Consider the following 23,988-nt stretch of genomic DNA (forward strand, 5'->3'; position numbering starts at 1 on the left):
TCCTTGATCGCTATGGGGGGGCGTATGAAGATTATTGTTTAAGCCTAAACTTTTTTGTGTCTTCATGAGGTGGAAGGTTCCATATGGTTGTTGCCAGCTTTATGGTGATTGCCGTTTTCTATTTGAGTGAGGTTCTCCCATGTCCGATACGGCCCATTTGTCTTCTCCCGGCCCGACCCGTTGGCCTTCCATGGATTGGCAAGATCCATTGTTGCTCGATGACCTGCTGAGCGAGGAAGAGCGCCTTGTGCAGTCTTCGGCGCGGACATTTGCGCAATCTGCGTTGATGCCGCGGATTCTGGATGCCAATCGGCATGAGCGCTTTGATCGTGCGATTATGAACGAGATGGGCGCGGCCGGTTTGCTTGGCTCAACCATCGAAGGCTATGGCTGTGCCGGTGTCTCGTCGGTGGCTTATGGCTTGATCGCTCGGGAAGTGGAGCGCGTGGATTCGGGCTACCGGTCTGCCATGAGCGTGCAATCCTCTCTCGTGATGTATCCCATTTGGGCTTATGGAACCGAGGAACAACGGGAAAAATGGCTGCCCAAACTTGCCACGGGTGACTATGTGGGCTGTTTCGGGCTGACAGAGCCTGATGCCGGGTCTGATCCGGCCTCGATGAAAACCCGCGCCAAAGCGGTGGACGGCGGCTATCGCCTGAATGGTGCGAAAATGTGGATCACCAATTCTCCCATTGCCGATTTGTGCGTTGTGTGGGCGAAAAGCGATGCGCATGGGGGAAAGATCAAAGGGTTCGTTCTCGAACGCGGTATGGAAGGGCTTTCAACGCCGAAAATTGAAGGGAAAATGAGCCTGCGTGCCTCGGTCACAGGTGAAATTGTGATGGATGATGTGTTTGTTCCCGAAGCCAATCTGCTGCCCAATGTGGCCGGGCTTGCGGGGCCGTTTGGTTGTTTGAACAATGCCCGTTTCGGGATTGCTTTCGGCGTATTGGGGGCTGCGGAATTCTGCCTTCATGCCGCACGGGATTATGCGCTCGAGCGCAAATTGTTCGGAAAATCTCTGGCTGGCACGCAACTGGTACAAAAGAAACTGGCGGATATGCTTACGGAAATTACCTTGGGACTTGCCGCCTGTATTCAGGCCGGGCGGTTGAAGGCCGAAGGAAAACTGGCTCCGGAAACCATTTCATTGTTGAAGCGCAATAGCTGCGGAAAGGCATTGGATATTGCGCGTATGGCTCGCGACATTCATGGCGGAAACGGAATTTCAGACGAATATCATGTGATCCGTCATATGGTAAATCTGGAAACGGTGAACACCTATGAAGGCACCCATGATATTCATGCGTTGATTTTGGGCCGTGCCATTACCGGGATACAGGCTTTTTCCTAAGAGGCGTTGAACCAGCTTAAAAGAAAAGCAGGGCAAAAACGCCCTGCTTTTTTATTGGCCTGTTCGGGATCGCTTAAAAGCGGATCGTCGATTGTAAATAAAAGAAATCGGCATTTCCTGAAACGCCATCCCCATTGGTTTCTTTTACAAATCGGCCGGCCCAAAAACGCCCATAGCCAAGCTGCAGATTATACCAGCGGCTGGGTGTGTAGGTGAGGGTGGCATCAAGTTCCTGGCCCACATTGGAACCGGCAGCCCCTGTGGCATCACGGCGAATGGCCGCGCCCCCTGCATTGTAAAGGGCGTCTGTTGCCTTTGCGAGATTGAAGTCATGAAAGGCGAGGGACGTTTTGACCCGCTTATGCGGTTTGGCGCTGAGCTTTGCGGAAAAGGCCTCGATATTTTGCCGCGCGATCAGATCCATGCTGCCCAGATAGGCATGGGCAAGGAGAAAAAGCTGATTGAAGGTTCTGGTCTTGCCGTCTGTTTCATCGCCATCGCCACTGGCTCGATCATAAGCCACGGATATTTTGGGCGAATAAGGCAGAGATTTGGAAAAATCCAGACCTGCAGTCATGGTGAGCATCCATGCGGAAATATCACCATTTGTGTTGTCGCCGGTTTGCTTTGCCGCTTCCACTTCCCAGCGCAGAACACCTTTTTGGTCGGCTACGCGCCCGCCGATGGTCCAAAGCTGTGATTGCAAGGCGGCGGGGTCATCCACATCAAGATTGAGCGCATAAACCTCCACCGCATGGCCGGGCAGGCCAAAATATTGCCCATAGACTCCGGAGAAATCGGTTTTTGAATTGCGGCTGCTGGATTTATCGGAAATCACGCGCGGATTGACGAACCATCCATCAATGGCAAAAGTATCGGTTTTATAGCTGGCGCGAAAGCCGTCAAAGCTGCGCCGCGTATTGCCCCAGTCAAGGGGAGAAATCAGTCTTTGCGCACCAAATAGAAGCTCTTGCCTGCCGGCACGCACCATGGCGCGGCCCTTGGCAAGGGGGGCATGAAATTCGCCAAAGCCATTCAAAACATCGGTCCGCACAACTTCCACACCGCGCGCAGGCAAAGCGCCGCCGGATTTCCGGGCATCGACCATCTCGACATATCCCCGGAAATAATCGGTGATCTGCACATCCGCATAGGCGCGGACGCGTGTGAGGGCAAACGCATTGTCGCGCCCGTCAAGGCGGCTGGAGCCTAAATTATCCTCATTATGATAGCGCAGCCGCATTTCCCCTCCCAAAGACAGGGAAATAGCCGGTGCGATATCGATGTTCTTCAGCGCATCCGTTGCCTTTTCCACAGCCCCGCGTGGATCGTTCGGAGCAATGCAGGATGCGTCCAGATAGCCAAAATCATTGGCGTAAAAGACCCCTTGATACGCCCCGTTCACAGCCTTTTCGCTGGCACATTCGGTGCCAGCTTGTGCATCGGATTGCCGGGCTGTCGCCTGTTGTGCGCCCATGGCATGAGACGCGGAAAGCGCAAGCAGACTGGATGCGAGCAGGGTTTTTGAAAAAGGAGAGACTCTTGGGCCGGTATTCAGAGAACTCATACAGATTTTACGCCATCAATAAATTGATCGATGTGGGTTTTCAGATTCGTTGTCATTTCAGACAAAGAGGCTGCTGCGGCCCGCATCTGTGTGGCGGCGGAACCGGTTTCTGCAGCCCCGTCGGCGACGCCGTTGATTTCTTGCGCCACGCTGACCGTTCCATCGGAGGCATGCTGCATATTTTCAGCAATTTCGCTTGTGGCCCCCGATTGCTGTTCAACAGCGGCGGCTATGGTGGAATTGGCTTCGGTTACCTTGGCGATGACATCGTTCATTTTGGTCATGGTGCTGGCGGCTTCGCTGCCTGCCGATTGAATTTCCATGACCAATGTACCGATTTCCTCAATGGCGTTGCGGGTTTGCGAGGCGAGGGATTTCACTTCACTTGCCACAACGGCAAAGCCTTTTCCGGCTTCGCCTGCACGCGCCGCTTCAATGGTGGCGTTCAGCGCCAAAAGATTGGTTTGTTCGGCGATGGCGTTGATCAGCGTCACCACTTCCCCCACCCGATCGGCGGCCCCTGACAACGCATCGACATTTTTGGTACTGGATTGAACCTGTTCGCTGGCTTCCCCGGCAACGATGTTGGCATTGGCCACTTGGCGGCTGATTTCGGCAACAGCCGCCGTAAGCTCTTCTGCGGCACTGGCGGCGGTGGTGACATTTTGCGAGGCTTCTTCGCCGGCACCACGCACGATTTCGGCGCGCCGGGCAGTGCCATCAGCCACATCGGTCAGATTTTCTGCGGTGGAAGACATTTCCGTTGAGGCGGTGGACAGAGCATTGGTGATTTCGGATACCTGCTGCTCAAATTGCTGAACCAGTGTGTCCAGCGCTTTGGCGCGGCGGCGGATGGTTTCAGCCTCTTCACGCTCTCTTGCTTGTTGCTCGGCTTCCAGTTCTTTGCGTTCGGCTTCCTCGCGGGCGAGTTGTTCTGCAGCTTCTTTGGCTTCTGCTTCGGCTTGCGCCTTGGCAATGGCGTTTTGTTGGAAAATTTCGACCGTACGGGCCATGTCGCCAATTTCATCGCGGTTTTTATTGAACGGAATTTTGATCGTAAGATCCCCACCAGCCAGACTTTCCATCACTTCGCGTAAGCGATTGAGGGGGCGTGTGATATTTTTCGAAGAGAAGATCGCGATCGCCGCTCCGGCAGCAAAAGTGATCAGGACAAAAATGGAGATGGACCATAGAGTTTGCGCACGGGTATCGTCTGCCTGTTCCATGAACTCGATACCCTTGTTCGATGCGAAGGCCACCACCTCATCAATCTCGGAAAACAATGTCTTCATGAAAGTCGCATCTGTTTCACGGGTGATGCGTGCAGCCCCTTCATAATCCCCATTGCGCGCGCGATCGATGACGCGATCCCGAATGGGCTTCCAGCTCAGGAATGCCTTTTTGGCTTCTTTGATATCCGTTTTGTCGCCGAGAAAGCGTTCTTCGATAATATCAAAGGCTTCAAGCGCATTCTTCTCATGTTGATTGATTGAGGTCATGGCCGTTTCGATCTCGGATGGATCGCGGGAAAGGGCCACATCCTTCATGTCTCGATGGATGGCATAAATGGCGGTTTGCACGTCGCGCGTGGCATTGGAAACCGCATAGGGATGTTGGTGGAGATTTTCGGTTACAGCAGAGAGAGTGAAGGCTCCATTGACCGAAAATGCTCCCATGAAGAGCATCAAAACACCGATGGTACTAAAGCCAAGAGCCAAGCGTATCCCGAACTTTTGATTGGAAAGCCAATTCCCGATTTTCCACATGAAGACGACCCCTCGTATAATACATATGGTATTAGTAAAATTATTTTTTCTACCAGCGTGAGAATGACTGGATGCCTTACGATATGTAAATTATTCGTAAATATTACGATAGCTGCTGAATTATTTCGCTTTAAAAGCATACTGGTGGTAGAGATATTTTAAGATTTTTACCTCTTTAAGAGGCGTTATTCAGCCAGTTTTTAACGGCCTGAGCGGCGGAAAATCCGGAGGAAAGGCAGGCCTGAAGCAGGTAGCCGCCTGTGGGCGCATCCCAATCGAGCATTTCCCCGGCGATGAAAATTCCGGCGGAGGCTCGGAGCATCAGTTGGTCGTCAAGATTTCTGAAGGACACTCCACCGGCAGTGGAAATTGCCCGGTCAATGGGCTGGCTTCCTGTAACATCAAAAGAAAGACACTTTATAAGATTTGAAATTTCATCATGTGAACTGGTTCGGGGCGCTTTATTCAGATGTTCAAGGACCAAAGCGATGGCTAGCGGCGATAATTTCGCGGCTTTGCGAAGCCGGTTGGACAGGCTTTGCTTTCTGCCCACACGGGATAAGCGCATTTGAAGGTCCGAATGGCTTAGGTCGGGTCGCAGATCAAGGGTCAGCCGTGCCTGGCCTTTTTGGCGAATCTGATCACGCAATCGAGCCGATAGGGCATAGATCGCGCCGCCTTCTATGCCTGTGCGGGTGATGATTGCCTCGCCCCGGATGGCGTGACCATCTACGGAAAACATACATGTTTTCAAGGGCGTTCCGGCGAATCGCTCACTTATATAGGGGCACCACGGGATGGTGAAACCGCAATTGGCTGGCTCAAGGGCGGAAACGGTTACGCCAAGATGTTCCAAAGGCGCGCGCCATGATCCATCGGAGCCAAGACGGGGCCAACTGGCTCCCCCCAAAGCCAAAATGGTTGCTGCGGGCCGCAGCTTTATGCTGTCGCCTTCTTGGCTGTGCAGTAAAAGTGCGCCGCTCTCATCCCAGCCGCGCCATTCTGTGCGGGTCCGTATCTCCACATTCAGCGCGCGCAACCGCCCCAGCCATGCCCGTAATAATGGCGAGGCTTTCATGGCCTTGGGAAACACCCGTCCGGAGCTGCCGACGAACGTTTCCGCTCCGAGATCATCGGCCCATTGGCGCACAGCATTGGGCGGAAAAGCCCGGATGATCGGCTCTAGCCAGCGACGTGCCGGGCCATAGCGATCAAGGAAGTGCTCCAGATTTTCGCTATGTGTCAGGTTCAGCCCGCCACGTCCGGCCATCAGGAATTTGCGGCCCACGGTGGGCATGCGCTCATAAACTGTCACCGAAAAGCCGGCCAGTGCCAAGGTTTCGGCAGCCATCAAGCCAGCGGGGCCGCCACCAATGATGGCAATGGGGGATCGGGCAGTCTGGAACTGTGGCATGGCAAGACCTTGGCGGATGTCGGCAAAGGCGGCGCTATAGCTTAATTGAGCGCTCAAGGCGAGAGGCGCCCCTTATTCATGGCGTGCGGGATAGGGCTTTGTTTTTGCTTTCGGCGTGCGATTGGCCGATTTTGAGGAAAAAACTGCAAATTGTTTTGCATTCAATAAGGATAGAAAATAAGCATCTTTATAAGAAATGTGGATGCCAATCCGATATTTTGTGCAAAGAATACAAAAAATGAAAACAACCTGTAACGGTTCGGGAAAGAAGGGGAGGGGACATGGAAGTTTTTGATTGGGGCGTTGTTGCGGCCTATTTCGTGCTGGTTTTTGGGGTGGCGATCATGGCCACCCGCCGCCGCAAAAAAGCCGATAGCCAAGATTTTTTTCTGGCGGGCCGCAATGCAGGATGGTTCGTGGTGGGGGCCTCGTTATTTGCCTCCAATATCGGATCGGAGCATCTGGTCGGGCTGGCGGGAACAGGGGCGGCCAGCGGCATTGCCGTGGGGCAATTTGAAATTCTGGCCGGCTTGATCCTTTTGCTTTTGGGCTGGCTTTTTGTGCCCTTCTATATGCGTTCCGGCGTATTCACCATGCCCGAATTTCTGGAAAAGCGGTATTCGGAAGGGGCAAAATTCTATCTCGCCATCATTTCGATCATTGGCTATGTGCTGACCAAGATTTCCGTGACCATTGCGGCGGGCGGCATTGTGTTTCAAAGCCTGATGGGGCTGGATTTCTGGACGGGGGCCGTGATTGTTGTGGTGGCCACCGGCCTTTATACTATCTGGGGCGGGTTGCGGGCCGTTCTTTATACCGATGTTTTGCAGATGATTGTGCTGCTGTTGGGGGCCGTTGCGGTAACGGTGATCGGGCTGCAGGCCGTTGGTGGCTGGTCCGCTTTGCGGGTGGAAGCGGGTGATGCGGCATTCAGCCTGTGGCGCCCCATGAGCGACCCGGAATTTCCATGGACAGGCATCTTGTTTGGCGCGCCCATTTTGGGTGTGTGGTACTGGTGTACGGATCAATATATCGTGCAAAGGGTGCTTTCGGCCCATGGATTGGAGCAAGCGCGGCGCGGTACTATTTTTGCGGCCTGGCTGAAACAATTGCCTCTGTTCTTGTTCGTTGTGCCTGGCATCATTGCGGCCACACTGGCGGAGCGCGGCCTGTTTGTTCTGGATAGCCCCGATGCGGCTCTTCCTACTTTGGTGGCGCAATTGCTGCCTGTGGGTTTCAAGGGCTTGGTGGTGGCCGGGCTTTTGGCGGCTTTAATGAGTTCCCTGTCTTCGGTATTCAATTCCTGCTCCACCATTGTCACCATGGATATTTATAAACGCTTCCATAAAGACGCGAGCGAGCGCTTACTGGTTCTGGTGGGGCGTTTGTCCACCGCAGCACTGGTGGGCCTGGGGCTTTTGTGGATTCCGTTCATGAGCCGCATTTCCGGGCAGTTTTATACCTATTTACAAAGTGTGCAGGCCTATATTTCGCCGCCCATCGCCGCCGTGTTTCTGGTGGGGATATTGTGGCCCCGTGCCAGTGCCAAAGGAGCCGGATGGGCCTTGGGAGTCGGGGCCGTGCTTGGCATTGGACGGTTGATTCTGGAACTGAACAAAGATGCCCTTCACGGAATTTGGCTGACATTGGCTGTGGAAAATTTCCTGCATGTGGCCATCATTTTGTTCCTTGTGTCTTTTCTGGTTTTGGTTGTGGGGAGTTTGATCTTTCCCGATGCAGAGCCGGAACAGGATCTGACTTGGCATGCGGTTTTCCGTGACGGTACGGCCATTCCCACAAAGGGGCGGACGCGCGATATCTGGCTGAGCCTTGGCGTTGTTGCGGCGGTAGCTGTGTTGTGGGTTTATTTCTCATGAGGGTAAAACAGCACGGCTTTGCGCGATGCTTTTATGGGGGGCGCGCATTGAATCGAGATGTATAAAATTTGACTAGTTGTTAAAAAATCTGTCTAGTTTGTCCAAATGCTTCAAACTGGCTTGCCATAACAGGTGATGGGGTTATGGTCCCAAAGCCTGCTATGTGCGCGGGTCAGATTTTTGGCCGTGGAAAATCGGGACGGAGAGACCAAAATGCTATTCAAAGATGTGATCCGTAAAAAGCGGGATGGTGGGGCTTTGTCGGCCGAGGAAATCGATGCATTCGTCTCCGGCCTTGCCGATGGCAGCCTTCCGGCTGAGCAGGTATCCGCTCTCGCCATGGCGATTTTCCTGAAATCCATGAGCTTTGAAGAAGCCGGAGCCTTGACATTGGCCATGGCGAAATCCGGTGTGATGCTGGATTGGAGCCAGGAAGATCTCGATGGCCCGGTTGTGGACAAACATTCCACTGGCGGGGTGGGCGATAAGGTAAGTTTTATGCTGGCGGCCATCGCTGCAAGCTGCGGCTGTTATGTGCCGATGATTTCCGGACGCGGCCTTGGCCATACGGGCGGTACCCTTGATAAAATTGCCAGTATTCCGGGATATAATCCGACGCCGGGTCTTGATGTCTTCCGCAAGGTCACAAAAGAGGTCGGGTGTGCCATTATCGGCCAGACATCGGATCTGGCACCTGCGGACCGCCGCCTTTATGCCATCCGCGACATTTCGGGCACTGTAGAATCGATTCCCTTGATTACGGCCTCGATCCTGTCCAAAAAAATTGCCGCCGGGAATCGCTCTTTGGTGATGGATGTCAAGGTGGGAACCGGCGCTTTCATGGAAAGCATTGAAGAGGCCCGCGCCCTTGCGCGTAGCATCATCGGAACCGCCAAAGCCGCTGATCTGACAACCCATGCCCTTATCACGGATATGTCGCAGGTTTTGGGCGATACGGCGGGCAATTCCGTCGAAATTGAAGAAACGGTAGAGTATCTGACCAATAGCCGCCGTGAAAGCCGGCTGGATGAGGTGGTGTTGGCCTTGGCCGCGGAAATGCTGATCACTGGCGGTCTTGCCGATAACCGCGAAGAAGCCACCGAACGCGCCAATGAAGCGGTAACATCGGGCCGCGCGGCGGAGGTGTTTGCCAAAATGGTGACGGCTTTGGGCGGCCCTGCGGACTTTATCGAGCGGTATCAGCATTATTTGCCCAAGGCATCGGTGGTGGTGCCGGTTCTGCCCGAAACGGAAGGCTATGTGTCTGCTGTGGATGCGCGGGCCATCGGCAATGCGATTATCGAACTGGGCGGGGGGCGCAGGGCGGTGGATGATGTGCTTGATCTTTCGGTGGGCTTTGATCGCATTGCCCCGATTGGTGCAAAAGTGGGGCCGGACCGGCCTTTGGCCTTCGTTCATGCCGCAAGCAAGGATAATGCTGATCGTGCAGCGGAAAATCTACGCGCGGCAACGCATATTTCGGATAAAGAACCAGCGGACAGCCCGGTGATTTATGACATACTGACCAGCGCCTAGACTTAGCCTGAAAGGCGAGGGCAAGAAGGCCAAAACAGAAGCGGCCATAGAGGGAGAGAGACTTTGGGGAATTTGATAAGCCTGCTGGGCATCATGGCCATTTTGGCTTTGGCCGTTGCCCTTTCAACCAATTGGCGGGCCATTCGGCCACGGGTGGTTTTAAGCGCTTTTGGATTGCAGGCGGCCATTGCGGCTTTTGTGTTATATGTCCCGGCCGGGAAAGCCATGATTCAAACACTGTCCGGTGGGGTTCAGGCCATCCTCAACTTCTCCAATGTGGGGATTGATATGGTTTTTGGCTGGCTGGCCCACGGGGGTGGTGCATTGAGCTTCGCAATCAATGTTCTCCCCATTATCATCTTCTTTTCCTCACTGATGGCGGTTCTGTATCACCTGCATATCATGCAATGGGTTGTGAAGATTGTTGGCGGAATCTTGCGGCGCATCATCGGCACACAAAATATCGAATCCTTGAATGCGGCGGCCAATATGTTCGTTGGCCAAACCGAAGCACCCCTGGTCATTCGTCCTTATCTTGGCCGGCTCACCGATGCTCAGCTGTTTACCGTAATGGTTTCGGGGCTTGCCTCTGTTGCGGGCACGGTTTTGGCCGCATATGCCCAGATGGGTATTCGGCTGGATTATCTTTTGGCGGCCAGTTTCATGGCGGCACCCGGCGGGCTTTTGATGGCCAAATTGCTGATGCCCGATGAAGAAGGCGATGACGCAACGAAAGATCTGGAGCCCACCAAGGCAGATGGCGACAAACCCCATGCCAATGTGATTTTGGCGGCGGCTGTGGGGGCGCAGGATGGCGTGAAACTGGCGGTGAATATCGGGGCGATGTTGCTGGCTTTTGTCGCGCTGATTGCCCTGTTCAACGGGATTGTTGGCGGCATTGGCGGCTGGTTTGGTTATGGTGACCTCACCCTAGAGCTTATTCTTGGCTATCTGTTTGCGCCGGTGATGTATCTTTTGTCGATCCCCTGGTCGGAAGCACAAATTGCTGGTGCGCTGTTTGGGGAAAAGCTGATTCTCAATGAATTTGTCGCCTATCTGCATCTGGGGCAGATCGTTGATAGCATCAGCCCGCGTACAGAAGCTGTGGTTACATTTTCTTTGTGCGGCTTTGCCAATGTATCGTCCATCGCCATTCTTTTGGGTGGGCTTGGCAGCCTGATCCCCGAAAAGCGTGATCTGATTGCCCGTTATGGCTTGCGTGCGGTGGCAGCGGGTTCTTTGTCGAACCTGATGAGCGCCGCCATGGCCAGCCTGCTTTTGCCATTTTAATAAAAGGGGTTTCGGGGATGCGCCGCATTATCATGGATTGTGATCCGGGCCAGGATGATGCGGTTAGCCTGCTGATGGCGCTGGCCTCTCCCGAAGATCTCCAGATTCTGGGCATTACGGCAGTGGCGGGCAATGTGGGGCTGGAACGCACGGAGCGTAATGCCCGCATGATCTGTCAATTGGCCGGGCGGGGCGATGTTCCGGTTTATGCAGGCTGTGACCGGCCTTTGATGCGGCCATTGATTACTGCTGAAAATGTGCATGGGCAAACCGGTATTGATGGGATTGATGTTTTTGATCCCACAGCACCTTTGGCGGATGGCCATGGGGTGGATTTCATCATTGAAACCCTTTTGGCCGCAGAAGACGACAGCATCACATTGGTGCCCAGCGGGCCTTTGACCAATTTGGCCCTGGCCATGATGCGGGCCCCGGATATTTTGCCGAAGATCCACGAAATCGTTGCCATGGGTGGGGCCATGCGCGAAGGGGGGAACTTCTCTCCATCGGCTGAATTCAATATTCTGGTGGACCCGGAAGCGGCAAAAATTGTTTTTGATTGTGGCCGCCCGATCACTTTGGCGGGGTTGGACGTAACCCACAAAGTGCTGGCCACCAAGGAACGCTTGGCGCCTATCAAGGCGCTAGATGGCGCGGTGCCGCAAGCAGTTTACAATATGCTGGCCTTTTTCAATCGTTTCGATACGCAAAAATACGGGTCTGGCGGCGCGCCTTTGCATGATCCATGCACCATCGCCTGGCTTTTAAAGCCGGAGCTGTTTCAATCGAAGCTTTGCAATGTGTCTGTGGAAACACATTCGGCGCTGACATTGGGGCATACGGCGGTGGATTTTTGGGCGGTGACCGATCGTCCTAAAAATGTTCGTTGGCTTTATGATGTGGATGCGGACGGGTTTTTCGCCTTATTGACCGAGCGATTGGCCCGCTTTCCTTTTGAAGAGATGGGTGATGGCCAAGGCTGATGTGAAAAATCAACCGCCACGCTTGACGGTTTTGGGATCTGTTAATCTGGACATTGTGGCACGGGCTGATCGTTTGCCGGTGGCCGGTGAAACGGTGACCGGCGCAGAGCTGAGCCGCTTTCCCGGTGGCAAGGGGGCCAATCAGGCGCTGGCGGCCCGGCGCTTGGGGGCCGATGTCTGCTTGTGCGCACGGGTGGGCAACGATTCGGCGGCCGACGAGGCTTTGGCCCTTTTGCGTGCGGATGGCGTGGACCTTTCACACTGCATGTTTCTGGACGATTGCCCCACGGGCGTGGCTCTGGTGGTTGTGGATGCGGGGGGTGAAAACCAGATCGTTGTGGCCCCCGGTGCCAATCGCCGTTTTGCCGCTGAGAGCCTGAAATTGCCGCAAGCCGAGGCGCTTTTGTGCCAGCTTGAAGTGCCAATGGCGGTGATTGAAGAAGCCGTCGCCCAACAGAAAACGGGGCTGTTTGTGCTCAATGCCGCTCCGGTGGCACCGATCTCTCCTGCGGTTCTTCGCAGGGTGGATGTGTTGATTATGAATGAAATCGAAGCGCAGGCGCTGGACGGCCAATTGGATGGCTTCCAGGGCCTGAAGGCGCTGACCTTGGGGGCCAAAGGGGCGCTTTTGATGAAAGGCGACAAGGTGATCGCCCGCGCCACTCCGCCCAAGGTGCAGGTTGTGGACAGCACGGGGGCAGGGGATGCCTTTTGCGCCGCCCTTACGATTGCGCTGATGTCTTCCGTGGAATATCAAGAAGCCCTTGATTTTGCCTGCAAGGTGGGGGCGCGTGCCACAGTACGGCACGGGGCCCAGCCCGGCATGCCGCACCGGAATGACCTTGACTAATTGGTCGCGCTCTTGGTGAATGGACCCAATGGAGCGATAGGCTTAACATAAAGATCGTGTGGGCAAAGGGTGCCAAAGAAGCCATGATTATGGCCATGGCATAAACAAGGGCGGGGGATGAGGCGCTTTATGGATCATGATATCCAGATGGTACGGCCACAGAATGGTGCGGATGAGGCGGGGAAAACCCGTATTCAGGCGCGCAATGAAAAACGCATATTAGATGCCGCGCAAGAGGTGTTTGCGGCCTATGGCTTTCATGGAGCGACCATCGAAAAGGTTGCCGAAAAAGCCGATATGTCGAAGCCCAATCTGCATTATTATTTCAAGCGCAAAACGGATCTTTATGTTGCGGTTTTAAGGCGAACATTGGAAACTTGGCTCACGCCTTTGGCCCATCTGGACCCCGAAGGCGATCCCGAAGAAGAATTAAGCCGCTATATCCGTTTCAAGGTGGAAATGTCGCGCCGCTCGCCCATTGCATCGCGGGTGTTTGCCAATGAAGTGCTGCAAGGCGCGCCCTTTTTGAAAGAGTATCTGGAAACTAATCTGCGGGAACTGGTGGAAAGCAAAAGCGGTGTCATTCGGGGCTGGATTGATGATGGGAAATTGCTGCCGGTAGACCCATATCACCTGATTTTCCTGATTTGGGCGGCAACGCAGCACTATGCGGATTTCCAACCGCAGATCAAAGCGGTGATGAATATGCCGCGTTTGACCAAAGATTATTTCGCCGATGTGTCGGATAGCTTGATCCGGATTATCCTGCGCGGTGTGTTGGCTGATAAGCAGGAAAGCACGAAGACGCCTGCGGAAACGCCAAACTCATAGGCAGAAAGCGAATAAGCGTTGCGGCCCAATTGGTCTGTGCTTTAAAAGCCAGCCATGGATATTTCCCTGTTTGATTTTGAATTGCCCCGCGACAGGATCGCGTTGCGGCCGGTCAGCCCGCGTGATCAGGCGCGTTTGTTGCGCGTGGATGGTGGGGGCGGCCTTGATGATCGTCATGTATCGGACCTGCCAGACTTGTTGCGGCCCGGTGATCTGTTGGTCAGCAATGACACCCGTGTCATTCCGGCGCGGCTTTTTGGCCATCGCGGTGAAGCAAAGATAGAGATCACGCTGCATAAGCGTCTGGATGCGGCCCGTTGGGTTGCTTTTGCGCGTCCGGCGAAGAAATGCCGCCCCGGTGATCTTTTGGAATTTGATGGCCTGTCTGCGCAGGTTGAACAGCGCGATGGTGCGGAAGTTACCGTGCGCTTTTTGGCAGACGATGTGGAAACCGCACTTCAGCAGCATGGGGTTATGCCCTTGCCGCCTTATATCGCCGCCCAGCGCCCCGCCGATGCCCGTGATCTGGACGATTATCAAACCATTTTCAGCGAGAAAAAGGGGGCCGTTGCAGCCCCCACGGCGGGCTTGCATTTTACCGATCGGCTTTTGGCCGGTTTGAAGGCGCGCGGGGTGGGGCAAACAACGCTGACCCTGCATGTGGGGGCGGGAACATTTCTGCCGGTGAAGGTGGATAATACCGAAGATCACCGGATGCATGCGGAATGGGGGGAGATCACGCCAGAGGTTGCCCGCCAATTGAACGAGGTGCGGGATCGCGGCGGCCGAATCGTTGCCGTTGGCACCACCTCTTTGCGCTTGCTGGAAAGTGCGGCGGACGAACAGGGCCGCATCCAGCCTTTCCGCGGCGATACGGATATTTTCATCACACCGGGCTATAAATTCCGCGCCGTTGATGTGCTGATGACCAATTTTCATCTGCCGAGATCCACATTGTTCATGCTGGTTTCGGCCTTTTGTGGACTTGATCGCATGCAGGCGGCCTATGCCCATGCAATCGCCAATGACTATCGCTTTTATTCCTATGGCGATGCCTGCTTGCTGTTTCCCCCTTCTTTGACCGAGGCCCCATGACCCGTTTTTCTTTTGATGTTCATAAAACCGATGGCAAAGCCCGGCGCGGGACCATCACCATGCAGCGCGGCGAGATTCGCACGCCGGCCTTTATGCCGGTGGGAACGGCGGCCACGGTCAAGGCCATGCTGCCTGAAAGTGTGCGCCAAACCGGTGCGGATATCATTCTTGGCAACACCTATCATTTGATGTTGCGCCCCGGGGCAGAGCGAATCGCCGAATTGGGCGGCTTGCACCAGTTCATGAATTGGGATCGGCCGATCCTTACGGATTCCGGCGGATTTCAGGTGATGTCCCTGGCCAAGCTGCGCAAGCTGACGGAAGAAGGCGTTGCCTTTCAGTCCCATATTGATGGCTCGCGCCATATGCTAACGCCGGAACGCTCTATCGAAATCCAGCGATTTTTAGGCTCGGATATCATTATGTGTTTTGATGAATGCACGCCGTTTCCGGCCACCTATGAGCAGGCAAAAGAATCGAAAGATCTGTCCATGCGCTGGGCGCGTCGTTCCCGTGAGGCTTTTGATAGCTCTGCACAGCAATCGGGAAAATCGGCGTTGTTTGGCATCCAGCAAGGCAGTGTCTTTGAAGATTTGCGCGAACAATCCTCCAAATCCTTGGCAGATATTGGCTTTGATGGCTATGCGGTGGGCGGCTTGGCCGTGGGCGAGGGGCAAGAGGCGATGTTTTCCACGCTGGATTTCTGCGCGCCCATGCTGCCTGCGGAAAAGCCGCGCTATCTGATGGGGGTGGGCAAGCCCGATGATATTGTCGGGGCTGTGATGCGGGGCATTGATATGTTCGATTGCGTGATGCCGACACGTTCTGGCCGCACTGCACAGGCCTTCACATGGCGCGGACCGATCAATCTGCGCAATGCCCGGCACAAGGATGATCCGCGGCCCCTTGATCCCGATGTGCCAAGCCCGGCCACGCACTATTCCCGCGCTTATTTGCATCATCTGGTGCGGTGTGAGGAAATTTTGGCCCCGATGCTGGTGACTTGGCACAATATCGCCTTTTATCAGGCCCTGATGCAGCGCCTGCGTGATGCCATCGAGCAAGGCTGTCTGGCTGATTTTGCCGCCCAATTCCTTGAAACATATCGTGGTGGCGACATCGACCCACTTTGAGCCTATGATGAGGCATCCATTTGGTTTGTCGGAGGCGCGCCATGTCGGAACTGACCCTCATTATCGGGAATAAGAATTATTCAAGCTGGTCGCTTTGGCCCTGGCTGGCCATGAAGGCGAACGGCTTGACGTTCAATGAACGGCTGATCGTGCTTGATACGCCGGATTTCAAAGCGGAAATCAGCCAGTTCAGCGCCGCCAATCGCGTGCCGGTTCTGATTGATGACGAGATCACCATCTGGGACAGCTTGGCCATTTGCGATCATCTGGCAGAGCGTTTCCCGAAAGGGCGGCATTGGTGGCCACAAGCGTCATTTTTGCGCGCCCATGCCCGCTCGGCGGTGGCGGAAATGCATTCGGGTTTTGCCAAAGTCCGTGCGGAAATGCCGATGAACCTGAAGCGTGCGCCAAAGGCGGTGGCGCTAAGCGATGAAGCCAAGGCCGAAGTGGCCCGCGTTGAAGCCCTGTGGGACGAAGCCCTGCGCCTATCGGGCGGGCCGTTTTTATATGGCGATTATTCCATTGCCGATGCGTTTTTTACGCCCCTTGCCACGCGGTTGCGGTCTTATGATGTGGAATTGGGAAAAAGCGCAAAACGCTATGTGGCCCATGTGCATGATTGGCCGGATTTCCAAGGCTGGCGCGCCGCAGCTCTGGCGGAACCATGGGCCCATGCGAGCGATTCCCTGTAGGCGAAGGCGGCAAAAAAAGGGGCGGTGAAAAGTTTTTTTACAAGAGTGCTCTCAAGGGCTTGACCGCACCGGTTCGCGCACTTATGGTCCGCCGCACTTCCACGGCAACGGCGCAAATTCTGTCGCGCTGTTTCTTGGGGGCCGTTAGCTCAGTTGGTAGAGCAACTGACTTTTAATCAGTAGGTCGCAGGTTCGAATCCTGCACGGCTCACCAAAGATTTCAAGCACTTGACCAGAAATGGTCAGGTGCTTTTTTGTTTCACGGAAGCAATACGGAAACACAAAAATCGCAAAATAGACGGCGCGCATCTGAGGCGTTATCCAGCAATAAGCATGATCGTATTAGAATGATTCTTATTCATGCCTTAAGCTGTGGGTAATAGATGAAGAATCCGGGTGAGGTGGATGCAAATTGCCTATTATGATGCGCTCATCAGGGCTTCCCTCAATGCCAAATGGGCATGGAGCGCTATGGCCACCTGTTCCCGTCACCCGATTACCGGAGAGTAATGGAGACGGTTGAGGTGAAGCTCCTTTGCAATCATGTCTAGCCGACGCCGTGGGGGCCGAAGAGCAGGCGATTGCCGAGCGGATGTGGTTAGTGGGAGCTAGTGGATAAAATCAGACGGATGGGTCCCAGTGAGAATGGCGGAAATCCTGTGGATTCGAGGCGCTTTTATGGAACTCATCCGTTGCGCCTTTCCCACTAGTCCCTTACCGGGGTGGGGACGTAGCGCCTGAAATACTCATTGGAGCGTTCCTGCGCTTTGATGAGATCAGAAGGAGAAAGTTTCTTTTCAATAAGAGATCGAGCTTTTCTCGCATTTTCGTCGCCTTGCTCCACACTGATATTTATCCACGCATAGGCTTCTATATCATCCTCCGGAACTCCTTGACCCTCAGCATACATCAACCCGAGACTGAATTGTGCCTGAGCATCACCCTGCTCGGCGGCCTGTCGAAACCAGCGAACCGCCTCGGCACCATCCGTCGGAACTCCCAGACCCAGAGTATACATCACCCCGAGTCTGAATTGTGCCTGAGCATCACCTTGCTCGGCGGCTTGTCGATGCCAGTGAACCGCCTCAGCATCGTCCTTCGGAACTCCTCGCCCCTCAGCATACATCAACCCGAGACTGAGCTGTGCCTGAGCAAGACCCTGCTCGGCGGCCTGCCGTAACCAGCGAACCGCCTTGGCATAATCCTTCGGAACTCCTCGCCCCGCAGCATACATCCCCCCGAGTAAGAACTGTGCCTGAGCATCACCTTGCTCGGCGGCCTGTCGAAACCAGCGAACCGCCTCGGCATCATCTTTCGGAACTCTTTGACCCTCAGCATACATCGCGCCGAGTTTCAACTGTGCCTCAGCAAGACCCTGCTCGGCGGCCTGCCGTAACCAGCGAACCGCCTTGGCATCGTCCTTCGGAACCCCTTGACCCTTAGCATACATCACCCCGAGATTGAACTGTGCCTTAGCATGACCTTGCTCGGCGGCCTGTCGAAACCAGCGAACCGCCTCGGCATAATCCTTCGGAACTCCTCGCCCCGTGTTATACATCACCCCGAGACTGTATTGTGCCTCAGCATGACCTTGCTCGGCGGCCTGTCGAAACCAGCGAACCGCCTCGGCATAATCCTTCGGCCCCCCTTGCCCCCCGTAATACATCACCCCGAGATTGTATTGTGCATCCGCAATACCCTGCTCGGCGGCCTGCCGAAACCATCGAACCGCCTTGGCATCATCCTTCGGAACTCCTTGACCCGTAGCATACATCACCCCGAGACTGTATTGTGCCTCAGCATGACCTTGCTCGGCGGCCTGTCGATACCAGCGAACGGCCTTGGCATCGTCCTTCGGAACCCCTTGCCCCCCGTAATACATCACCCCGAGATTGTTTTGTGCCTCAACATGACCCTGCTCGGCGGCCTGCCGAAACCATCGAACCGCCTTGGCATCATCCTTCGGAACTCCTTGACCCGCGTAATACATCCCCCCGAGTTCGAACTGTGCCTCAGCATCACCTTGCTCGGCGGCCATCCGGATTTCGTTTGTTGATTGATCAGATTGTTCGGCACCTGATTTGCTTGGTGCGTCGTATGTTTGGCCGGATGCCGGGTTTTCTGCGCTATAAGGAACATCGATGGCCCAGCCATTATGCGGGAGCAACAAAGCGGAGATTGCGGCGATAAAAAATATTTCTCGTATCATCTTTATCATCTTTACGTTTTCAGGAAATATGCAGGAGTTCGTATAGTTATTCATATTTAACTACATCATAGTACAGTAATACAACTTATATATTATTCTTTGTAATTCTTTTTCTTTCAGTTGTTTCGGCTCTTTCCCCCAAGATGCCCCCGATTGTTGTGGGCGTGTCCCGGCTAAGGCCGGGCTGGGCTTTATGTGCGCTTGGCGGTGGCAATCTCGTTAAGCTCCATTTTTTCTGGAGATTGCGTTTTGATCCAAGGTCGCAAAATGAGCTTTACAGCTTCCATTTTAAGGCTACCAAGGTGAACATCATCGTTAGAAAAGTTGTGATTGCCCAGCCAATAATCCGCGGGAACTTCAACGGGGTAATCTTCTGGGCATCGTGGTTTGGTAAGGACAAGTGCAATAAGCTTTCCTCAATGAACATAGTTCAGGATGTGAATGCCCCCAAATCATATCGGGGCAGGTGCAATAAAAAACCCGCCTTCAGGGATCGTGTGAAGGCGGGGGATGGTCTGTTCGTTTTCGTTACCAATTTAGCGGGTTTTATTATCCGTGATGGGCGATGGGCTTGTCGGTGAACAGAAAGTCTTTGAGTTGTTTTTCAAAGTCGGAATTGTTGCGGCGAAGCCATTCCAGCACCATGGCGGCATGTTCCATTTCTTCGCGCATATTGTGCAACAAAATATCTTTCAAGGCATCGTCGTCGCAATCGTCGGCGCGTTGGCGGTACCAATCCACCGCTTCCAATTCTTCCATCAAGGAAACGATAGCATGGTGAAAATGCAGGGTTTCTTTGCTGAGACGTTCGCGCGGGGCGTGAAGGCTGGAACTTGCGTCACCCATGATGGTTCTCCCTTATGATTCCGGTTTCAAGAAAGGGAAGTGTAGCAAGAATATTTGTCTTTATGCACCGTTGAAAATGGAGGCGCGCGATCCGTGGCCAAACAGGATTGGCGAATATTTGTTTTTGCGGATAGCCCCTTGCGATCTTCGCCGCTGTGGGCGTTTCCTCCCGGTAGGAACTCACACACGATCCGGTAAGTATGGCGGCAAAGGGCATTCAGTGCAATGCCGCTGTGGATTGTGGCTATCTGAAACGCAAAATGCCCGGCCCTGCAATTGGATGCAAGACCGGGCATTGCTTGCCAAGGCTTCTGTCCGGTTAGCGCGCGTCAACGCCCGGTTTTTTGTTTTTCCCGCGGGTTTTTCCCTTGCCCAAGGCTTTGCGGGCGGCAACGGCAGGGCGCTTGCCGCCTTGTTTGCGCGCACCTGCGGCTTTGAAGGGAGGCTTTCCCGATTTGCGAGGCTTTCTGCTTTCGCCCACATCATCTTTCAAGGGGCGGTCGATTTCGGTGATGGTGATGTTCTTTTCACCGATACCGCGAGCCACAGCTTCGCGGAACCGGTCCGCTGCTTCCATCGACACTTCAAAACGGGATTCGCGCTCGAAGATTTTGATGGCGCCAATATCCCCTTTGGTCACATGGCCTGAACGGCAGATCAAAGGCAACAGCCAACGCGGATCGGCATTGTGCTTTTTCCCGGCGCTTAGGCGGAACCATGCACCGGTCTGGAAATTGGAGTGATCGGCACGCCTTGGGGCGCGTTCCCGATCGCGATCCGGTTCCGGCCCTGTTCCCAGCAATTCTTCAGGAGCCGGATATTTGGCCTTTTGCACCCGCAAATAAGCGGCTGCCACCTTTTCCGGGCCATGCTGGTCCAAAAGATCCTGCACCATGGCCAATTCTTTGTCAGATGGCGGGCTTTGCAGACTTTCGTCAGACAAAATCCGCTCATAATCGCGGCTGATGATATCATTGGCCGAAGGTGGCGGCCCCCATTTGGCATCGACGCGGGCATTGCCAAGAAGGCGCTCGGCGCTGCGGCGGCGGTTATAAGGGACGATCAGCGCGCAGGCCCCTTTGCGTCCGGCGCGGCCGGTCCGGCCTGAACGATGCAGAAAGGTATCGGCGGCCTTGGGCAAATCCGCATGGATCACCAGATCAAGGCTGGGAAGATCAATGCCGCGCGCCGCCACATCGGTGGCAATGCACAGCCGCGCCCGACCATCGCGCATGGCCTGCAAGGCATGGCTGCGCTCTCTTTGGCTGAGTTCGCCTGACAAGGTGACAACCGAAAGCCCGCGATTGGTCAGCCGGCTGGACAGGTGATTCACTTCAGCCCGGGTCGAGCAGAAAATCAGAGAACTGGGCGCATCGTGAAACCGCAAAAGATTGATGATGGCGTTTTCCCGATCATTGGGCGCCACCGGATGGGCATAATAGCTGATGTCCACATGCTGCTTTTTTTCTTCCGAAGTGGCCAGCCGGACCGCATCGCGTTGATAGCGTTTTGCCAAGGCGGCGATGGGCTTGGGAACGGTGGCGGAAAACAGCAAGGTGCGGCGGCTTTTCGGTGCGGCATCGAGAATGAATTCCAGATCGTCACGAAAGCCCATATCCAGCATTTCATCGGCTTCATCCAGAACCACCGCCTTGATGTGCGATAGATCAAGGAAACCCCGCTCGATATGGTCGCGCAGGCGGCCCGGCGTTCCCACAACAATGTGCGGGCCCATATCAAGGCCGCGGCGTTCGGTGCGCATATCCATGCCCCCTACGCAAGAGAGGGTCTTGGCACCTGCCAGGGCATAAAGCCATTCCAGCTCGCGGCAAACTTGCTGTGCCAGCTCGCGGGTGGGGGCAACCACCAAGGCCAAAGGCGCTTCGGCACGCGGCTCAAAGCGGTCCGCATCCATCATCAATGTCGGGGCAATGGCAAGGCCAAAGGCCACCGTTTTTCCTGAGCCGGTTTGGGCGGAAACCAGAAGGTCGGTGTTGCTTTGTCCATGAGACAGGACAAGGTCTTGAACGGGCGTAAGGGAAGAATAGCCACGCTTTTCCAGCGCGCTTTGAAGCGCCGGGGCGATTGTATCGGGGAGAGTCATGCAGACAGGCTTTCAAAAGCTGAACGGGTACCCTTAGCCCTTGGGCCAGCTTTTGACCTTGGGATGAAGGGGCGGCATTTTGCCACTTTGTCGCCTTTCATACGCGGATTGATGCTTTTAGAAAAGCATAAACTCGCCATCCCTCTTTTAATGACGGCAATCTGATTGTGTATTGGCACCCTTCCCAAGGCCATCAAGGCGGTGCATGTATGGGCGTCTCTCCTTTCTTTGCAGGGCGCGAATATGATGCCAGCCGGGATAAAAACACGATGACTTATCTGCAGTTTATTTGCCGCCATCCCAAGCGTCTCGGCCTTGGCTTTGGTCTGACCTTGTTCGGATCTTTCGGGCAAACCTATTTCATTTCCTTGTTCGGGAAAGAATTCCGCACGGCCTTTGACCTGAGTGTTGCGGGCTTTGGAACGGTGTATTCTTTGGCGACTCTTTTGAGTGGTTTTTCCGTTTTGTATTTTGGCGCTTTGATAGACCGATTTTCTCTGCCGGTCTATTTGACAGGGGTGATTTCCGCCTTTGCGCTGGCCACATTGGGGTTGGGGCTTTTGCCCCTACGGTCCGTGATTTTTCTGTTTGTGGTGATTTATCTGCTGCGTTTGTGCGGGCAGGGGCTGATGACCCACGCTTCTTCGACCACCATGGCGCGAGATTTCACCAAAGATCGCGGCAAGGCCATTTCCTTTGCCTCTATGGGCCATGCCGCAGGGGAGGCGGTGTTTCCGGTTTTGGCAGTGGCGATGATGTTGGCGTTGGGATGGCGCACTGTGTGGCTGGGTGTGGGGCTGATGTTGCTTTTGATGCTGCCTTTGTTGCTGTGGCTGGCCCATAGCCGCAATAGCGAAGGGGCAATGATGGACCCGGCGGGGCGTGCCGGTACAGCAAAGGACTGGACCCGATCGCAGGTATTGCGCGATCCGGCATTTTATTTGCTGCTGGTGGCAATGGTTGCGCCGCCTTTCATCAATACCGGATTTTTCTTTCATCAGGTGCCGCTGGTCGAGGCAAAGGACTGGACGCGCCCTTTGTTCGCCAGTGCGTTCGGCAGCTATGCCGTGGCCACGGTTGTAGGGATTTTGGTGGCGGGCCGGCTTGTGGACCGGCTGGGTGCGCGGCGGGTTTTGATCTTTGCCATGCTCCCCTATGCTCTTGGGCTGATTATTGCCGGCAGCTTCGATCAACCGGTTGTGGCGCATCTTTTCATGGCCCTGGCAGGGATAAGCACGGGCCTTTTTTATCCTTGTGCCACCGCCGTGTGGGCGGAACTTTATGGCCTGCGCCATTTGGGGGCGATCCGTGCCTTGACAAGCGGCATGATGGTGTTTTCCACCTCTCTTGCCCCAGCTCTTATGGGTTGGCTGCTGGATGGCGGCGTGGGGTTTTCAGCGCTGTTTTTTGGCTGTGCGCTTTGGGCGGTGCTGACCGTTCCAGCCGTTCTTGCCTCCAATGCCATAAGCGGCACACGGCGTTTGGCTTGAAGGCGCGATTAACCGGAACAAGAGCCGCCACCCAAAACGCAGAATTTGGCGCAATGGGGATGGTTCAAGGGTACGTCTTGCGCGGCTTCAGCCAGTGTTTCGCCTAGATTGAAGCGCTGATCATAGGCCAAAAGCGTGCAGGCTTGAACGCTTGGCCGGTCATCGCCCTTGCGCTTTACCACCATGCGCGATGTGGCGCACATCATGTCATCGGGATTGACGTGCAGGATATTCCAGCATTTTGTGGTGATTTCCGGTACTTCGGCCTCATCATCCATTTCTGGAAACAAGATCAATTGCACAGGATCATGGGCATCTATTTCTATGCCATGGGCCTTGAACAATTTTTCATAACCACGGCGCAGATCCGCTTCATTTTCTGTCCAGCGGGTCCGGCCTGCAACACTGAGATTGAAACCGTTCCGTGACAGCCATTCCAATCCTTCCAGCATCGGGGCAAAGCTGCGCGGGCCACGCTCTTCCTCGTGCAATTCCGGGGTGAAATGATCCACCGAAATGCGCAAGGACAATTGATCGCCAAAGCGCTTGTGCAAATCCAGCAAGGCGGCCTGTTTGTGCTGCATGGGTTTCATGGCATTGCTCAAGACCAGCAATTTGAAGCCCCGGCTTAGCGCCATATCCATGATTTTAATGCAATCGGGATTCATGAAAGGCTCGCCGCCGGTCAAGCCGATTTCGCGGGTGCCAAGGCCGGTGAGGGCGATTTCATCCAGATAACGCTCCACCTCGGCAGCGCTGAGATACACAAGGCTGTCATTCTTCGGCGTTGATTCAATATAGCAATTGGCGCAGGCCAGATTGCACAAGGTGCCGGTATTGAACCACAGGGTTTCCAGGGTCCGCAAATACACGGTGGCGCGTGTTTCGCCCTTGGCTGTGCGAACGGGATCGGTAAATTTTTGCGATGCCAATGCGGTATCGGGCATG

The 23,988-nt window shown here is 54.8% G+C and carries 18 protein-coding genes and 1 tRNA gene; 12 read left to right on the forward strand and 7 right to left on the reverse strand.

The window, feature by feature from the left end:
• The first annotated feature begins 139 nt into the window (after nt 1-139).
• On the forward strand, nt 140-1,357 hold the full coding sequence (locus tag IEX96_RS01610; protein ID WP_188873366.1) for an acyl-CoA dehydrogenase: 1,218 nt from the start codon (nt 140-142) through the stop codon (nt 1,355-1,357).
• Nucleotides 1,358-1,430: 73 nt separating this feature from the next.
• On the opposite strand, the gene IEX96_RS01615 is transcribed toward IEX96_RS01610, so the two are convergent.
• The 3 genes from IEX96_RS01615 to IEX96_RS01625 form a co-directional block, all read right to left on the reverse strand.
• Entirely contained in the window at nt 1,431-2,924 is a 1,494-nt protein-coding gene (locus IEX96_RS01615; RefSeq protein WP_150004791.1) for an alginate export family protein, read from the reverse strand.
• Nucleotides 2,921-4,690 (reverse strand): methyl-accepting chemotaxis protein, encoded by a 1,770-nt coding sequence (locus IEX96_RS01620; RefSeq protein ID WP_150004792.1) that lies wholly within the window; start codon nt 4,688-4,690, stop codon nt 2,921-2,923. The genes IEX96_RS01615 and IEX96_RS01620 overlap by 4 nt, the downstream gene beginning before the upstream one ends.
• 175 nt (nt 4,691-4,865) lie before the next feature.
• The gene (locus IEX96_RS01625) at nt 4,866-6,161 is read right to left on the reverse strand and encodes a BaiN/RdsA family NAD(P)/FAD-dependent oxidoreductase (RefSeq protein WP_229773457.1); all 1,296 of its coding nucleotides are present in this window, start codon (nt 6,159-6,161) and stop codon (nt 4,866-4,868) included.
• 224 nt (nt 6,162-6,385) lie between these two features.
• On the opposite strand from IEX96_RS01625, the gene IEX96_RS01630 reads away from it, so the two are divergent.
• From IEX96_RS01630 to IEX96_RS01675, 10 genes are all read left to right on the forward strand, one after another.
• Nucleotides 6,386-7,981, forward strand: coding sequence for a sodium:solute symporter (locus tag IEX96_RS01630; protein WP_150004793.1), 1,596 nt, complete (start codon nt 6,386-6,388; stop codon nt 7,979-7,981).
• 213 nt (nt 7,982-8,194) lie between these two features.
• Nucleotides 8,195-9,517, forward strand: coding sequence for a thymidine phosphorylase (gene deoA / locus IEX96_RS01635; protein WP_150004794.1), 1,323 nt, complete (start codon nt 8,195-8,197; stop codon nt 9,515-9,517).
• 63 nt (nt 9,518-9,580) lie between these two features.
• Nucleotides 9,581-10,807 (forward strand): NupC/NupG family nucleoside CNT transporter, encoded by a 1,227-nt coding sequence (locus IEX96_RS01640; protein ID WP_150004795.1) that lies wholly within the window; start codon nt 9,581-9,583, stop codon nt 10,805-10,807.
• A gap of 17 nt (nt 10,808-10,824) precedes the next feature.
• The gene (locus tag IEX96_RS01645; protein WP_150004796.1) at nt 10,825-11,790 is read left to right on the forward strand and encodes a nucleoside hydrolase; all 966 of its coding nucleotides are present in this window, start codon (nt 10,825-10,827) and stop codon (nt 11,788-11,790) included.
• The gene (locus tag IEX96_RS01650) at nt 11,777-12,640 is read left to right on the forward strand and encodes a ribokinase (protein ID WP_150004797.1); all 864 of its coding nucleotides are present in this window, start codon (nt 11,777-11,779) and stop codon (nt 12,638-12,640) included. The genes IEX96_RS01645 and IEX96_RS01650 overlap by 14 nt, the downstream gene beginning before the upstream one ends.
• Nucleotides 12,641-12,769: 129 nt before the next feature.
• Nucleotides 12,770-13,471, forward strand: coding sequence for a TetR family transcriptional regulator C-terminal domain-containing protein (locus tag IEX96_RS01655; protein ID WP_229773458.1), 702 nt, complete (start codon nt 12,770-12,772; stop codon nt 13,469-13,471).
• A 54-nt stretch (nt 13,472-13,525) separates the two neighbouring features.
• Nucleotides 13,526-14,566, forward strand: a complete 1,041-nt coding sequence (queA, locus tag IEX96_RS01660) for a tRNA preQ1(34) S-adenosylmethionine ribosyltransferase-isomerase QueA (RefSeq protein WP_150004798.1) — start codon at nt 13,526-13,528, stop codon at nt 14,564-14,566.
• Nucleotides 14,563-15,699: a tRNA guanosine(34) transglycosylase Tgt gene (gene tgt, locus IEX96_RS01665; protein WP_150004799.1), complete on the forward strand. Its 1,137-nt coding sequence runs from the start codon at nt 14,563-14,565 to the stop codon at nt 15,697-15,699. Before queA ends, tgt begins: the two co-directional genes overlap by 4 nt.
• Nucleotides 15,700-15,740: 41 nt before the next feature.
• Nucleotides 15,741-16,391, forward strand: coding sequence for a glutathione S-transferase family protein (locus tag IEX96_RS01670; RefSeq protein ID WP_188873367.1), 651 nt, complete (start codon nt 15,741-15,743; stop codon nt 16,389-16,391).
• A gap of 138 nt (nt 16,392-16,529) precedes the next feature.
• Nucleotides 16,530-16,605: transfer RNA gene (locus IEX96_RS01675), tRNA-Lys, on the forward strand.
• Between the two features lie 492 nt (nt 16,606-17,097).
• On the opposite strand, the gene IEX96_RS01680 is transcribed toward IEX96_RS01675, so the two are convergent.
• From IEX96_RS01680 to IEX96_RS01690, 3 genes are all read right to left on the reverse strand, one after another.
• Nucleotides 17,098-18,600: an SEL1-like repeat protein gene (locus IEX96_RS01680; protein ID WP_229773459.1), complete on the reverse strand. Its 1,503-nt coding sequence runs from the start codon at nt 18,598-18,600 to the stop codon at nt 17,098-17,100.
• A gap of 549 nt (nt 18,601-19,149) precedes the next feature.
• Nucleotides 19,150-19,446, reverse strand: a complete 297-nt coding sequence (locus IEX96_RS01685; RefSeq protein WP_150006096.1) for a ferritin family protein — start codon at nt 19,444-19,446, stop codon at nt 19,150-19,152.
• A gap of 319 nt (nt 19,447-19,765) precedes the next feature.
• A complete protein-coding gene (locus tag IEX96_RS01690) occupies nt 19,766-21,550 on the reverse strand; it encodes a DEAD/DEAH box helicase (RefSeq protein ID WP_150006097.1) in 1,785 nt (594 codons plus the stop codon).
• Nucleotides 21,551-21,759: 209 nt separating this feature from the next.
• On the opposite strand from IEX96_RS01690, the gene IEX96_RS01695 reads away from it, so the two are divergent.
• Nucleotides 21,760-23,040, forward strand: a complete 1,281-nt coding sequence (locus IEX96_RS01695) for an MFS transporter (protein WP_150006098.1) — start codon at nt 21,760-21,762, stop codon at nt 23,038-23,040.
• Nucleotides 23,041-23,048: 8 nt separating this feature from the next.
• Here IEX96_RS01695 and IEX96_RS01700 read toward each other — a convergent pair whose 3' ends face one another.
• Nucleotides 23,049-23,987, reverse strand: coding sequence for a radical SAM protein (locus IEX96_RS01700; protein ID WP_150006099.1), 939 nt, complete (start codon nt 23,985-23,987; stop codon nt 23,049-23,051).
• Between the last annotated feature and the right edge of the window lies 1 nt (nt 23,988).

The sequence above is a fragment of the Iodidimonas muriae genome (genome assembly GCF_014647255.1).
In the GTDB taxonomy this organism is placed as follows: Bacteria; Pseudomonadota; Alphaproteobacteria; order Sphingomonadales; family Rhodothalassiaceae; genus Iodidimonas; species Iodidimonas muriae.

What these genes read in the sequence shown, in the direction of transcription:
- IEX96_RS01695 (WP_150006098.1), top strand. Translation starts at nt 21,760, where the DNA reads ATGGGCGTCTCTCCTTTCTTTGCAGGGCGCGAATATGATGCCAGCCGG.
- IEX96_RS01685 (WP_150006096.1), bottom strand. Translation starts at nt 19,446, where the DNA reads ATGGGTGACGCAAGTTCCAGCCTTCACGCCCCGCGCGAACGTCTCAGC.
- IEX96_RS01680 (WP_229773459.1), bottom strand. Translation starts at nt 18,600, where the DNA reads ATGATACGAGAAATATTTTTTATCGCCGCAATCTCCGCTTTGTTGCTC.
- IEX96_RS01655 (WP_229773458.1), top strand. Translation starts at nt 12,770, where the DNA reads ATGGATCATGATATCCAGATGGTACGGCCACAGAATGGTGCGGATGAG.
- queA (WP_150004798.1), top strand. Translation starts at nt 13,526, where the DNA reads ATGGATATTTCCCTGTTTGATTTTGAATTGCCCCGCGACAGGATCGCG.
- IEX96_RS01650 (WP_150004797.1), top strand. Translation starts at nt 11,777, where the DNA reads ATGGCCAAGGCTGATGTGAAAAATCAACCGCCACGCTTGACGGTTTTG.
- IEX96_RS01700 (WP_150006099.1), bottom strand. Translation starts at nt 23,987, where the DNA reads ATGCCCGATACCGCATTGGCATCGCAAAAATTTACCGATCCCGTTCGC.
- IEX96_RS01615 (WP_150004791.1), bottom strand. Translation starts at nt 2,924, where the DNA reads ATGAGTTCTCTGAATACCGGCCCAAGAGTCTCTCCTTTTTCAAAAACC.
- IEX96_RS01630 (WP_150004793.1), top strand. Translation starts at nt 6,386, where the DNA reads ATGGAAGTTTTTGATTGGGGCGTTGTTGCGGCCTATTTCGTGCTGGTT.
- IEX96_RS01690 (WP_150006097.1), bottom strand. Translation starts at nt 21,550, where the DNA reads ATGACTCTCCCCGATACAATCGCCCCGGCGCTTCAAAGCGCGCTGGAA.
- tgt (WP_150004799.1), top strand. Translation starts at nt 14,563, where the DNA reads ATGACCCGTTTTTCTTTTGATGTTCATAAAACCGATGGCAAAGCCCGG.
- IEX96_RS01610 (WP_188873366.1), top strand. Translation starts at nt 140, where the DNA reads ATGTCCGATACGGCCCATTTGTCTTCTCCCGGCCCGACCCGTTGGCCT.
- IEX96_RS01645 (WP_150004796.1), top strand. Translation starts at nt 10,825, where the DNA reads ATGCGCCGCATTATCATGGATTGTGATCCGGGCCAGGATGATGCGGTT.
- IEX96_RS01670 (WP_188873367.1), top strand. Translation starts at nt 15,741, where the DNA reads ATGTCGGAACTGACCCTCATTATCGGGAATAAGAATTATTCAAGCTGG.
- deoA (WP_150004794.1), top strand. Translation starts at nt 8,195, where the DNA reads ATGCTATTCAAAGATGTGATCCGTAAAAAGCGGGATGGTGGGGCTTTG.
- IEX96_RS01620 (WP_150004792.1), bottom strand. Translation starts at nt 4,690, where the DNA reads ATGTGGAAAATCGGGAATTGGCTTTCCAATCAAAAGTTCGGGATACGC.